A 12874-nucleotide genomic window follows, 5' to 3' on the forward strand; every position below is an offset into this window, starting at 1 on the left:
ACAGTTCATCTTTTCAATTCAAAGCCATCCTATGCTCTAAGTGTATGATGGCTTTTATTTTTATACCTTCTATACATGTCATTAGAAGAACGGAACTTTATACACATCTGCTATTGAAATCATCAAGAATTACTTCTATCTTGTTCGACTTTCCAATAAGACAAAATAAACGAGTTGAATCGTGGACACATTAAGTTTTAAGACATACTCAGCAAAACCCAAAGACATTGAGAAAAAATGGGTTCTTTTTGATGCTGAAGATCAGCCCTTAGGGAGACTGAGTAGCGAGATCGCAAAAATTTTGAGAGGTAAGAACAAACCAACCTTCACTCCGCATATGGATACCGGCGACAATGTGATCGTCATTAACGCGGATAAAGTGAAACTGACCGGCAAGAAAATGACGGATAAAACCTATTTCCGTCACACTTTTTACCCAGGCGGAGAGCGTTACACAACAGCTGCTGAGATGCTTGAGAAGGATCCTACTTCTTTGGTGACCACAGCTGTTAAAGGAATGCTTCCTAAAACAAAATTAGGAAACAAGATCGCTACCAACCTGAGAGTTTATGCAGGTCCGGTACATCCGCATACTGCACAAGAACCAGAAATCATCGAGCTTTAATCCATCCAGAATTAATTAAATGGCACAAGCGAATTACATAGGACGACGCAAGACAGCAACTGCCCGCTTATACATACAGCCGGGCAAAGGCGAGATCTTGGTCAACCACAAACCAATTGAAGAATATTTTCCAGTAAAAGCACGACGCAATATTGCATTGCACCCGATCACTGTTACTGAAACAGAAGGGCAATATGATATTAAGATCACTGTTCGTGGCGGCGGAAGCACCGGTCAGGCCGGCGCTATCTCTCACGCTCTTGCTCGTGCGCTTGATGGAGAGAACGAAGAATTACACAGTATCCTTAAAGGACACGGACTCCTTACTCGTGATGACAGAATGGTAGAGCGTAAGAAATACGGTCAGCCTAAAGCGCGTAAGAAGTTCCAGTTCTCTAAGAGATAAAATTCGTTATTCGTTATTTGTTAATGGTTATTCGAAAAAGAGAACTTTCTCTCGAATAACCATTTCACTTTTAACCAATAACCACCTAATAATACAATCACGCATATGTGACGACCCGGCGTTTGGTGTCCTGAACATTGATTCAGGATTTACGTTCGGGAATGACCCGCATAGAGGATTAACCTAAACACACATACTTATATATCATGCCAAAAGCTGCATCTATACAAGACCTGCTTAAGTCAGGCGCACACTTCGGTCACCTTACCCGCCGATGGAATCCTAAAATGAAAGACTTCATCTTTATGGAGCGAAACGGGATTCACATCATTGACCTGAAAAAAACCAGAACTTACATGCAAGAAGCCCTCGATGAGGTTCAAAAGCTTGCACGTGCCGGTAAAACCATTCTTTTTGTTGGAACCAAGAAGCAATCGACAGAGATCATCAAAACTGAAGCTCTGAGATGTGGAATGCCACACATTACTCACCGCTGGATGGGTGGAATGTTGACTAACTTCAGTACCGTTCGCAAGAGTATTTCCCGTATGGAGGAGATCGAAAAGATGAAAACCGACGGTACCTTTGATGAGCTGACCAAGAAAGAGGGTCTGATGCTTCAAAGAGAGCAGGATAAACTGAATGATGCCCTGGGTGGTATCAAAAATATGGGTCGCCTGCCGGGTGCCATCTTTGTGGTAGATATCATTAAAGAACACCTTGCCGTGAATGAGGCCATTAAGCTTCATATCCCGATCATTGCTATGGTAGATACCAACAGTGACCCGGATGTACCTGATTACATCATTCCATGTAATGATGACTCTGCAAGAACTATTCAGCTTGTGACGACTCAGATCGCAGATGCCATTATTGAAGGTAATGCTGAGAGAGAAGCACAACAGGAAGAAGATGTTATGGAACAGGCAGCTGCTGACGCCAAAGGCGATAGCGATGACGAAGTGGATGTCAAAGATGCTGCCAAAGGAACCAAATTACGTTCTCGTCGCAAGCCAAAAGGCGACAAGAAGAAAGACAAAGCTGACAACGCAGATGCCAAGGCAGATGCAGACAGCAATGACGAAGAAGAATAATCTCAACTTTTAAATACTATTCAGAAAATGAGTATTTCTGCTGCTGACGTAAAAAAACTTAGAGACATGACCGGGGCGGGCATGATGGATTGTAAGAAAGCCCTCGCCGAAGCAGATGGTGATTTCGACCAGGCGGTTGAATATCTGCGCAAAAAAGGACAGCAAGTTTCCGAGAAAAGAGCTGACCGTGAAGCCAATCAGGGATTGATCCTGAGCCGCATCAGCGACGACAAGAAAAAAGCTGCTCTAATCGAGATCAACTGTGAAACGGATTTCGTAGCCAGAAACGAAGAGTTTCAGGAAGATGCTGAAACCTTCCTTAACGCTGCGTTTGATAACGACATCGACAACGCTGACGATCTGCTTAAAGTAGAAGTTGACGGCCTTACCATCGAAAAACATCTCGAAGAGATGGTTGGTAAGATCGGTGAGAAGATCGAGATCAATAATGTGGTATTAATGACTACTGACGGAACTCTGATCTCTTACATTCACCCTGGTAACCAATTAGGTGTACTGGCTGAATTTGACGGCGACCTTACTGACGATGAGATCGGAAAAGACGTGGCTATGCAGGTTGCGGCTATGAAGCCTCTTTCTGTTACCCGCGATGGTGTTGACTCATCTCTGGTTGAAAAAGAGCTTGAGATCGCTAAAGATCAGTTATTGAACGAAGGAAAACCTGAACACATCGCTGAGCAGGCTGCCAAAGGTAAACTGCGTCGTTTCTACGAAGAACGCGTACTGCTAGAGCAAAAATTCGTGAAGGATAACAGCGTTTCTGTGAAAGAATATCTGGAACAGAACGATGCGCCTCTCGTTAAAGCGTTCAGCCGACTTCAACTTGGCGAAAACGCTTAAATAATTTTTTTTACCTTAAGGCTGTCAGAAATGGCAGCCTTTTTTTTGTCTTATAATTTCAAATTCGAGAATAACGTGGGAAATAAATACAACCGAGTACTTCTTAAACTCAGCGGTGAAGCTTTATTAGGTGAACAGGGGCATGGTATTGATGCCGATATCCTGAGCACATACGCTAAAGAGATCCAATCCATTCAGGAAGCCGGAGTTCAGGTTTCTATCGTGATTGGGGGTGGAAACATTTTTCGTGGAGTTAAAGGAGCTACCCAAGGTATGGATCGCGTTCAGGGTGATTATATGGGCATGCTTGCCACTATGATCAACAGTATGGCCCTGCAAGATGCCCTCGAACAGATCGGCGTTCAGACCCGCCTTATGAGTGCCATTCGAATGGAAGCGATCGCCGAACCCTACATTCGCCGACGAGCGGTTCGACACCTCGAAAAAGGCCGTGTGGTTATATTTGGAGCCGGAACCGGGAATCCTTATTTCACTACAGATACAGCCGGCTCCCTCCGTGCCATCGAGATCGAAGCCGATGTGATCCTGAAAGGCACCCGCGTTGATGGGATCTTTGATTCTGATCCTGAGAAAAACGGGGATGCTACTAAATTTGATCAAATTACCGGTGATGAAGTTCTTAAACGACGCCTTTCTGTTATGGACCTGACGGCATTTACTTTATGCCGCGAAAATAAGACTCCTATCATCGTGTTCAATATGAACAAAAACGGCAATCTTAAGAAGATCGTTGTTGACGGAGAAGATGTAGGTACTACCGTTAACTGGGATTAAACCTTAATTCGTTTTTTGACCTATTCTGAAACTGCCTCTTTCTTTTTCTAACATTAGAAAGAGGAACTTTCACCTCTCGATGTTATTTAATGCTTTGCAGTTTGGTGTGCATTTGAGCCCCTGCTTAACAACGTGGCCACTGCACTCCCCTGTCTCCCAAAATCTGTAAAGCAAAAATTATGTCTTATTTAAGAGAGATATTTATTCTGTTCAGGTTCTTTCTTGTTACTGCCCTGATCACCCTGACTTTAGTAAACGATGTACAAGCCCAGAAAACTGAATTTCTTAAAGGAGTAAATCTGGCCGGGGCTGAATTTGGTGAGGGAAATTTACCCGGAAATTATGGATCTGATTACATCTATCCCAACGAGGAAGAGATAGATTACTTCACGGATAAAGGCATGAATGTTTTCAGAATTGGTTTCAGATGGGAGCGATTACAACGGGAACAATTTGCTGAACTTCATCAAACAGAACTTTCCCGGATGAACAGTATTGTTAATTATGCTACCGCTAAAGGAGCTTATGTACTGCTTAACCCTCATAATTACTCAAGATATTACGGTGAGGTTGTTGGTCAGGGCGGGGTTCCAAGAGAGGCCTTTGCTGACTTTTGGGCTAAAGTAGCTGAAGTGTACAAAGATAATCCTTATGTAATGTTCGGTCTGGTGAATGAGCCGCATGATATGTCGACCGAGGTATGGAGAGATAATGCCAATGCTGCGATCGCTGCAATTCGGGAGACAGGTGCCGAAAACCTGATCACCGTACCCGGTAACGGGTGGACCGGCGCTCATTCATGGAACGATAACTGGTACGGCACCCCAAATACTGAGGCCATGCTCGAGATCACTGATCCTATAGATAACATAGCATTTGAAGTTCATCAATACCTGGATAGCAACTCTTCAGGAGCTTCACAAACCTGTGTGAATTCAACCATTGGTGCTCAGCGTCTTGAGGGATTCACAGAATGGCTGAGGGAACATGACAAGGTTGGTTTCCTGGCTGAATTTGGTGCAGCCTCCAATTCTACCTGTAATGCAGCCATTACAGACATGCTGGAATATCTGGAAGACAATAAGGATGTTTATATGGCCTGGACCTGGTGGGCAGCCGGCCCGTGGTGGGGTAACAGCTATTTTCTCTCTATAGAACCTTACAGTAATGGTGATGATAAGCCACAAATGGCGCTTTTAGAACCTTATCTGGATGGCGCTGTTTCCACAAGTTTGGGCAATGATGAAACCCTTCCAACAGAGATCTCACTAAAACAAAATTATCCCAATCCTTTTAACCCCACCACACAGATAACTTACTCATTGACAGAACCTGCAGAGGTCACACTAACCATATTCAATAGTTTGGGGCAGGAAGTTGCTCAGATAATAAACAGTCGTCAGGCTGCCGGAACATATACGGTTCCATTTAATGGAGATAACCTCACCAGTGGGCTGTATATGTACCGATTACAAACTAATGCGCAGACCATCACCAGGAAGATGATGCTTATCAAATAGCAAAGCTTACCCCAGCAGATAACCGTAAATGATCTGAGCCACCAGCTTTACCGTTCGGTTGTCAATATCGTAAGTGGGATTTGTTTCGGTGACCTCAAGGATCCTCATATTTTCCTTTTGCCGAGCCTGATACACCATATCAATCACTTCCCTGCCTGAAAGTCCCATGGGTGAAGATGCACTGGTTCCCGGGGCATCAGCAGCTTGAATCACATCCATATCTAACCCAAAAAAGAACGGACTATCACCGATACTGCTTAATACTTTCTTAAAAGACGCAGAGGCACCTTCCTTTAGAATATCCGGAAGATAGTACGTATGGGTTCCCTGCTTTTCGGCATCTTCAAGATATTGTTTAGAATTGCTCTCCCTACGGATACCAAATTCATAAAAATTACCAGGTTTAAGATAATTGCCCTCAACCAGTTTTCTGTATGGAGTACCACTCGTCATCTCATCGGCTATTCGCATATCAAGGTGGGCATCCACATTAATAACCGAACATTCACTAACGGTATTCGACAGAGCACGTACGTCGGCAAATGAAATATCATTTCCACCACCTAATACGATCACATTCTTACCATCTCTGAGAAAGGTCTCTACTGCTTGGGTGAGGGCATCATGAATCCGATCCAGGGCGTCAGAAGACTCTTCATCATCAAGGATATCATCCTCGGCAATGTTATTAAAGATATCTGTTTTGATATTACCCGCATCAAAGATCCGAATACCGGAATTTTCCGGCATCTGTAATTTATAGAGTTGTTCCCTGATCTTATCCGGAGCCTCCGCCGCACCAATTCTTCCATTATTGCGCTGCACACCTTCATGTTGAGGGCATCCTACCAGTATGTGGTCAGCCTTTTGGTAATCTGCATCCTCAAAACCAATTTCATTCACCACCCAATGGTCGCGCTCATCATGCGAACGCATATTTTTCAGTTTATCCTTTACCGGTTGCAAATGCTCTTTTATCCTCTCGATGCCCATTCCACTTTCCCTTTTTTAATAACTGTATGCACGTGATTTTCTCCAAAAAAGTAGGCAAGATCGTTATAGTTGTCTGTATCCAGCAACAAAATATCTGCCTGATAACCCCGGCTTATGCAACCGATCTTTTCTTTTTCCAATGCCTTTGCTCCATTTTGAGTGGCACAGCTTAACGCTTCTTCCACCGACATCCCCATTTTTGTACAAGCCATACTCATCAGTAACTGCATCGAAATGGTCATGGATGAACCGGGATTGAAATCCGTTGCCAAAGCGACCAAGGCTCCGGCATCCAATAATTTTCGCGCCGGGGAATAGGGAATATTTAGGAAATAAGATACCCCCGGTAATACCGTGGCAACGGTTTCAGTAGCTGCGATCTTATTGATATCCTTATCAGACAATACCTCAAGATGATCCACAGAAACTGCCCCTAGTTCCAATGCCATTTCCACCCCGCCAATATCATTGAACTGATTGGTGTGTAGTTTTGGTTTCAGTCCATATTCAAGGCCTTTTTCAAATACTTTCCGGGTTTCATCAACCGTGAAATATCCTTTTTCACAAAACACATCACAATACTCTGCAAGCTCTGCAACTTCAGGGATCATCTCCAGAACCTGATCCAGATATTCCTCCTTGCTGAGATCTTTTGGAACGGCATGAGCTCCCAGAAAGGTAGCTGTTAGTTCAATCGGCTGTTCCTGCTTCAACTCATTTATCACTTCCAGCATCTTGCGTTCTGTTTCCAGATCCAGGCCATATCCACTTTTGACCTCCATGGTGGTAATTCCCTGCTTCAGGGCTTTTTGCAAACGAATTCGGCCCAGATTCTTCAATTCCTCATTTGAAGCTTTTCGGGTAGACTCCACAGTGGATACAATACCTCCACCCCGTTCTGCAATTTCCTCATAACTCATCCCGGCCGAACGCATAGCAAATTCATCCGCGCGATTCCCTCCAAAAACCAGGTGTGAATGTGAGTCAACAAAACCGGGAACCGCAGCTTTACCCTCGGCATCCAGAATGTCAGGGTGCCCTTCTACTTTTTCCAAAACATCATGAAGCGAACCAACAGCCACAATGAAACCATCTACAATGTAGATGGCAGCATTTTTGTGAATAGTAAGATCTCTGAGACCTTTACCCCGTACCACTCCAGGTTTAGGCGTGGCAATTTGTGATATGTTTTGAATAAGAAGGTTAGACATGCTCAATTCGATTTATGTGACCAGATTTTCACATTGGGGCGTGTCGCGATACACCCCAACATGGCAATGTATTTATTTCAAAAACGGGAGTTTTAACTGATACTCCTTCGCACAATCCACCGCAATGTCGTACCCGGCATCTGCATGCCGCATGACTCCGGTAGCCGGATCATTCCAAAGAACGCGCTCCAGTCTGCGATCCGCATCTTCGGTTCCATCACAGACAATCACGAGACCGGCGTGCTGAGAGAAGCCCATCCCCACTCCGCCTCCGTGGTGGAAGGAAACCCATGTTGCTCCTGAAGAAGTATTCAGTAATGCATTCAAGATCGGCCAGTCAGATACCGCATCCGATCCGTCTTTCATCCCCTCTGTTTCACGGTTGGGGCTGGCTACAGAACCGGAATCCAAATGGTCACGACCTATGACCACCGGTGCTTTCAGTTCGCCGTTTCGAACCATTTCGTTGAAAGCCAGGCCTAATTTATGACGCTGACCTAAGCCTACCCAGCATATTCTTGAAGGTAATCCCTGAAAATGAATTTGCTCTTTGGCCATATCCAGCCAGTTGTGCAGATGAGGATCATCGGGGATCAGTTCTTTTACTTTTGCATCCGTTTTATAAATATCCTCAGGATCTCCTGATAGTGCAGCCCAACGGAATGGCCCAATGCCCCTGCAGAAAAGCGGACGAATATACTCCGGAACAAAACCCGGAATATTGAACGCATCCTTAACCCCTACGTCAAAAGCTTCCTGCCGGATATTATTTCCATAATCAAAGACCGGTAAACCCTTTTTCTGAAATTCAAGCATAGCCCTGACTTGTACCGCAATAGACTTTCTGGCTTGCTCCATCACTTCTTTAGGGTGAGATTTCTGCTTCTCTTCCCACTCTTCAACCGACATCCCCAATGGCAGGTATCCATTCAACGGATCGTGGGCGCTGGTTTGGTCCGTCACTGCATCCGGCATGATATTTCGTTCAAGTAACTTTGGGTAGATATCGGCCGCGTTACCATGCAAGCCTACGGTTACCGGTTTTTTATCCTGAACCGATTGCTGAATGATCTCCAAGGCCTCATCAAGAGAGTTCGCCTTTTTATCCACATATCCTGTGCGCAACCGAAAGTCAATGCGGGATTCCCGGCATTCAACAGCCAGCATGCTGGCACCCGCCATTTTAGCAGCTAAAGGTTGAGCCCCTCCCATTCCACCAAGTCCTGCTGTTAGCACCCACTTTCCTGAAAGGTCTCCACCAAAATGTTTCTTAGCCATGGAGACAAAGGTCTCGTAAGTTCCCTGTACAATACCCTGACTGCCAATGTAGATCCAGGAACCTGCCGTCATTTGTCCGTACATCATCAGGCCTTTCTTATCGAGTTCGTTGAAATGATCCCAGTTGGCCCACTTGGGTACCAGATTTGAATTGGCGATCAATACTCGTGGTGCATCTTTGTGAGTTTTGAAGATCCCCACCGGTTTTCCTGATTGAACCAACAAAGTTTCCTCATCACTCATATTCTTTAGTGATTGAAGAATACCTTCAAAACTTTCCCAATTCCTTGCGGCTTTTCCGATCCCGCCATATACCACCAACTCATCAGGTTTTTCTGCTACATCCGGATCAAGATTATTCTGGATCATTCTGAATGGAGCTTCCGTTAGCCAGCTTTTGCAGTGTAACTCGGTTCCGGTTGGTGCTTTAATCGTTCTTGGCATGGTTCATTATTTATATTCCTGTAACATTAACTACAGCAGGAATATACACTAAGAGAAGCGAAAGCTCATCCCAAAATTATGGCGACGTGGAAGAGGTAAAGAATGTGTAGATGAACCCAATTGTGAATAAAGAAAAGATCGAAGTCACAACCCAGAAATGACCGCCAACACCATCCTGTGACAGTATGAATTTCAGAAATTGTCCGCTTATAATGAGGGCCATCATGGCATTTCCCAACGTGATCGCTTTTGAAGCAGATCCGGCTCGCCATACCATTATATTTGTGACTCCAAAGGCGAAGATGAGTGCCCCAACTACTTTCATAAGCAATAGATCTACACCATACTGTGAGGCTGTCCCAAAGATCCTGCCGGTTTCCTGAGGGTAGAAACTAATACTCAGACCGATCAGGATATATAACAAGCCACTTACTGCATAAAGATATTTAGCCGGACCCTTCATTTATTCTTTTTCAATGAATTCTGTGAAGGACTGTTGTTCGTAGGCACTGGTACCAATAAATTTTAATATGGTAGAATAGATATCCTCTTCCAGGAACCCGGGCTGACCAGCAATGATATCCTCATTTGCTTCAAAGAAAATAAACGTAGGCGTACTGTAAGCTCCCAATTTTTGAGCAAAAGCTCTGTGGCTGAGCCGGCTGTCAGCAAAGGTCAGGTACTCATCTTCCACATCCAGATCTAACCATACCGGATAAAAGTAATCGGCCGTGAGTTCCTGTATGCTTTCCTTTACGAACACCTCATTTTCCATTTTTTTGCAATAGCCACACCAGCGTGCATTCACATAAACAAGGATCTTTTTACCATCCTCTGCCGCCATTTCTTTTGCTTCATCAAAGCTAACCCAGTCAAACATTTCCTGGGCGGACCTATCTTCGCTCTGTGCATCTTCTGTTTGAGCCTTCCCAACCGTGCTGAAAGCAACCATTAATATTATTGTACACGCAATTATCTTATTATGAATCATAAAATTATCTAACAATTTATTCTTTCTTATTTTGAACAGACCCTTAAGCTAACGCTTGTTCAATATCTGCTATTATATCATCCGGGTGTTCCAATCCTACACTCAATCGGATCAGGTTTTCAGGGGATGGCGAATCGGGTCCTTCCGAAGACTTCCTATGCTCCCAAATACTCTCGATCCCACCCAGGCTGGTTGCAGCAATGATCAGTTTAGAACGCCCTACGATCTCTACGGCATTTTTAGCTCCACCGTCGATCAGAAAGGATATCATCCCTCCAAAATCATCCATCTGGGATTTGGCGATCTCATGGCCTTTATGAGATTCAAGTCCCGGATAGAACACATCTTTTACCTTGGAATGGTTGCTTAAAAATTCAGCCACTTTTCGGGCATTCTCGTTATGTGCCCGCATTCTGTAAGGAAACGAACGGATGCTTCGGCTTAACAGCCAGGCGTCCCGGGGTGATGGCACAGCGCCCTGAACCCGCTGTATCAATCGTACTTTTTCAAACAGTGTTGTATCATTTGTGATGACGGCTCCTCCAAGAATATCGCTGTGTCCACCTAAATATTTTGTGGTTGAGTGAACCGAAATATCCGCTCCAAGTTCAAGCGGACGCATATTGTATGGCGTAGGCCAGGTGTTATCCACGGCTACCACTGCTCCTTTTGATTTTACCAGCTTACTGACAGCTTTCACATCAGTGATCAGTAATCGTGGGTTGGAGGGCGTTTCCAGCCACACAAAATTAGTATTGTCTTTAAGGGATCCTTCCACTGCATCCAGATCCGTCATGTCAACGAATTCAACCTCAAGGCCCCATTTTTCACCAAACTCCCACATCAGTTTTCGGGTACCGAAATACACATCTTTAGCTACCATCACATGCGAACCGGGCTCGATGGTTTGAAAAACAGATGAAATAGCCGCCATTCCTGAGGCAAAAACAGCACAATGACTTCCATGTTCCAGTTCAGCGATCACATTTTCAAGCTGCTGCCGGTTTGGGTTAGACAAACGTATGTATTTATCGTCCCCTTCCTGGTAGCTGCCATTACGGTGCTCATAGATCGTGGATACTTCAATGCCCGGCACAACCGTGTCATTTGGTTTGTCGTGGGCTTTCATGCTCCCGTGTATGGCAATGGTCTCAATGTGTTTCATAATCGGTGTATTCCTGAATTTTGGTTAGCCTAAAATAAACAATTTAGCTCACATACATTTTCATTTGTTACTACAAGTAAGTGCCCCCTTAGTTTTCTTGCACTACTGACAATTTCCTGTATATTTGAGCTCAAATTCACTTTGGTTTACAGATAAACTGATATAACCGGCAAAACAGATCCTTTCTTTGTGATCAAATCCTGGGAATCATACAAAATAAGGGTACGCAGCAATATAATAGGAGATACATCCAAAACTGATGGTATCGACTACTGGAGAAATAAACTGTTTGCGACTATTCTAATTTACCTGTTTCCTTTTGGTTTGCTAACTCTGATTCCCTCCGCGATCGTTGTTTATACACTGGGGATCAAAACACTTGCTATCTCATACGTTTTGTTTGGTATCGCGATCACTGTCATCACCCTATACCAGCGACTAAACATTGATCTCAGGAAGTTTCTTTTCCTTACCCTGCTTTACTCCGTCTCTTTTATTCTGATCTTTTTTATGGGACATCACGGAGCAGGACTTACCTACCTGTTTGGGGTTACCGTTTTTTCATTATTGATCCTGCCAACTTATGCCGGTGTCTTGACCATATTCATCAACATACTGATCTGTTTGTTGCAGGCGTACTTTATTTATGCCGGGATGGTGGACTATCCACTCAGGGAAAACTATCAGGTAGCTTCGTGGTTATCCATTTCTGCCAACTCCGTGTTGCTTAGTACGGTTGCTGTCATCTTCATGCCTATGCTCTTCAGCGGTCTGCAGGAAACGATAGAGTCACAATATCGTCTCAAGAAGAATCTGGTGACCCATAAAGATGAATTAGAATCGTCCTTATCTGAAAAAGAGACCCTGCTCGCAGAAATTCATCACCGTGTCAAAAATAATCTGGCCGTGGTGTCGGGTATGCTTCAAATTCAGTCGTTTAAAGAAACGGATGAAGAATTTCAGAAGAAATTGATGGACAGCACCATGCGCATCAAATCGATGGCGAGTATTCACGAGCAACTTTATCAGTCCCGAAGCTTTTCCAAAATGGACTTTAAAACGGGACTCAAAAATCTGATCCGAACTATCATTGAATCAATGAGTGATGGGCATTCGGTTCGAACCGAGTTCGATCTTGATTCTGTAAAGTTAAATATAAACCAGGCGGTACCCTGCAGCCTGATCGTCAACGAAGTAGTTACCAATTCGCTTAAGCATGCTTTCAGTGAACAGTATGAAGGATTGATCTCCGTATCACTCAAAAAGAACGGCCCAAAATTGAATCTAAGGATCTCAGATAATGGCTCTGGGTTTAACCACCGTGCCGACTCCGGATCTGAAAGTTCGCTTGGATTTGAACTCATCCAAACCTTGTCTCACCAGCTTGATGGTGATTATGAATACAAAAACCGGGATGATACTTCCGGTGTTTACTTTGAATTGATATTCAATATCACAGATTCATCCGGAAGTAGCAGCGGATGACCTGAC

General features: G+C 44.2%; 13 protein-coding genes. 7 read left to right on the plus strand and 6 right to left on the minus strand.

The features are described 5' to 3' along the window. The first annotated feature begins 181 nt into the window (after window positions 1-181). The 6 genes from rplM (at window position 182) to C3B73_RS12385 (ending at window position 5301) form a co-directional block, all read left to right on the plus strand. Window positions 182-625 (plus strand): 50S ribosomal protein L13, encoded by a 444-nt coding sequence (gene rplM / locus C3B73_RS12360; RefSeq protein WP_103665920.1) that lies wholly within the window; start codon window positions 182-184, stop codon window positions 623-625. A 19-nt stretch (window positions 626-644) separates the two neighbouring features. Beyond that, window positions 645-1031: a 30S ribosomal protein S9 gene (rpsI, locus tag C3B73_RS12365; RefSeq protein ID WP_103665921.1), complete on the plus strand. Its 387-nt coding sequence runs from the start codon at window positions 645-647 to the stop codon at window positions 1029-1031. A 206-nt stretch (window positions 1032-1237) separates the two neighbouring features. Beyond that, a complete protein-coding gene (gene rpsB / locus C3B73_RS12370; RefSeq protein ID WP_103665922.1) occupies window positions 1238-2125 on the plus strand; it encodes a 30S ribosomal protein S2 in 888 nt (295 codons plus the stop codon). Between the two features lie 27 nt (window positions 2126-2152). Further along, the gene (gene tsf / locus C3B73_RS12375) at window positions 2153-2986 is read left to right on the plus strand and encodes a translation elongation factor Ts (protein WP_103665923.1); all 834 of its coding nucleotides are present in this window, start codon (window positions 2153-2155) and stop codon (window positions 2984-2986) included. Window positions 2987-3016: 30 nt separating this feature from the next. Beyond that, on the plus strand, window positions 3017-3781 hold the full coding sequence (pyrH, locus tag C3B73_RS12380) for a UMP kinase (protein ID WP_103665924.1): 765 nt from the start codon (window positions 3017-3019) through the stop codon (window positions 3779-3781). 179 nt (window positions 3782-3960) lie between these two features. Continuing rightward, window positions 3961-5301: a cellulase family glycosylhydrolase gene (locus C3B73_RS12385; RefSeq protein ID WP_103665925.1), complete on the plus strand. Its 1341-nt coding sequence runs from the start codon at window positions 3961-3963 to the stop codon at window positions 5299-5301. 6 nt (window positions 5302-5307) lie between these two features. Here C3B73_RS12385 and C3B73_RS12390 read toward each other — a convergent pair whose 3' ends face one another. The 6 genes from C3B73_RS12390 to C3B73_RS12415 form a co-directional block, all read right to left on the minus strand. Next, window positions 5308-6294 carry a formimidoylglutamase gene (locus C3B73_RS12390; protein WP_103665926.1) on the minus strand — a complete coding sequence of 329 codons (987 nt, stop codon included), beginning with the start codon at window positions 6292-6294 and terminating at the stop codon, window positions 5308-5310. After that, the gene (hutI, locus tag C3B73_RS12395) at window positions 6276-7505 is read right to left on the minus strand and encodes an imidazolonepropionase (RefSeq protein WP_103665927.1); all 1230 of its coding nucleotides are present in this window, start codon (window positions 7503-7505) and stop codon (window positions 6276-6278) included. The genes C3B73_RS12390 and hutI overlap by 19 nt, the downstream gene beginning before the upstream one ends. A gap of 72 nt (window positions 7506-7577) precedes the next feature. Then, the gene (hutU, locus tag C3B73_RS12400; RefSeq protein ID WP_103665928.1) at window positions 7578-9227 is read right to left on the minus strand and encodes a urocanate hydratase; all 1650 of its coding nucleotides are present in this window, start codon (window positions 9225-9227) and stop codon (window positions 7578-7580) included. Between the two features lie 76 nt (window positions 9228-9303). Beyond that, window positions 9304-9690, minus strand: coding sequence for a hypothetical protein (locus C3B73_RS12405; protein ID WP_103665929.1), 387 nt, complete (start codon window positions 9688-9690; stop codon window positions 9304-9306). Beyond that, window positions 9691-10179 (minus strand): thioredoxin family protein, encoded by a 489-nt coding sequence (locus C3B73_RS12410; protein WP_157939502.1) that lies wholly within the window; start codon window positions 10177-10179, stop codon window positions 9691-9693. Between the two features lie 82 nt (window positions 10180-10261). Next, on the minus strand, window positions 10262-11383 hold the full coding sequence (locus C3B73_RS12415) for a trans-sulfuration enzyme family protein (protein WP_103665931.1): 1122 nt from the start codon (window positions 11381-11383) through the stop codon (window positions 10262-10264). Window positions 11384-11572: 189 nt separating this feature from the next. Here C3B73_RS12415 and C3B73_RS12420 point away from each other — a divergent pair, with 189 nt between their 5' ends. Continuing rightward, window positions 11573-12868, plus strand: coding sequence for a sensor histidine kinase (locus tag C3B73_RS12420; protein ID WP_103665932.1), 1296 nt, complete (start codon window positions 11573-11575; stop codon window positions 12866-12868). The last annotated feature ends 6 nt before the right edge of the window (window positions 12869-12874 follow it).

The sequence above is a fragment of the Gracilimonas amylolytica genome (assembly GCF_002911695.1).
Classification (GTDB): domain Bacteria; phylum Bacteroidota; class Rhodothermia; order Balneolales; family Balneolaceae; genus Gracilimonas; species Gracilimonas amylolytica.

Excerpts from the sequence above, each read along its gene's own strand:
- hutU (WP_103665928.1), bottom strand. The coding sequence starts at position 9,227 with ATGCCAAGAACGATTAAAGCACCAACCGGAACCGAGTTACACTGCAAA.
- C3B73_RS12405 (WP_103665929.1), bottom strand. The coding sequence starts at position 9,690 with ATGAAGGGTCCGGCTAAATATCTTTATGCAGTAAGTGGCTTGTTATAT.
- pyrH (WP_103665924.1), top strand. The coding sequence starts at position 3,017 with ATGGCAGCCTTTTTTTTGTCTTATAATTTCAAATTCGAGAATAACGTG.
- rpsB (WP_103665922.1), top strand. The coding sequence starts at position 1,238 with ATGCCAAAAGCTGCATCTATACAAGACCTGCTTAAGTCAGGCGCACAC.
- rpsI (WP_103665921.1), top strand. The coding sequence starts at position 645 with ATGGCACAAGCGAATTACATAGGACGACGCAAGACAGCAACTGCCCGC.
- C3B73_RS12410 (WP_157939502.1), bottom strand. The coding sequence starts at position 10,179 with ATGGTTGCTTTCAGCACGGTTGGGAAGGCTCAAACAGAAGATGCACAG.
- C3B73_RS12415 (WP_103665931.1), bottom strand. The coding sequence starts at position 11,383 with ATGAAACACATTGAGACCATTGCCATACACGGGAGCATGAAAGCCCAC.
- C3B73_RS12390 (WP_103665926.1), bottom strand. The coding sequence starts at position 6,294 with ATGGGCATCGAGAGGATAAAAGAGCATTTGCAACCGGTAAAGGATAAA.
- C3B73_RS12385 (WP_103665925.1), top strand. The coding sequence starts at position 3,961 with ATGTCTTATTTAAGAGAGATATTTATTCTGTTCAGGTTCTTTCTTGTT.
- hutI (WP_103665927.1), bottom strand. The coding sequence starts at position 7,505 with ATGTCTAACCTTCTTATTCAAAACATATCACAAATTGCCACGCCTAAA.
- tsf (WP_103665923.1), top strand. The coding sequence starts at position 2,153 with ATGAGTATTTCTGCTGCTGACGTAAAAAAACTTAGAGACATGACCGGG.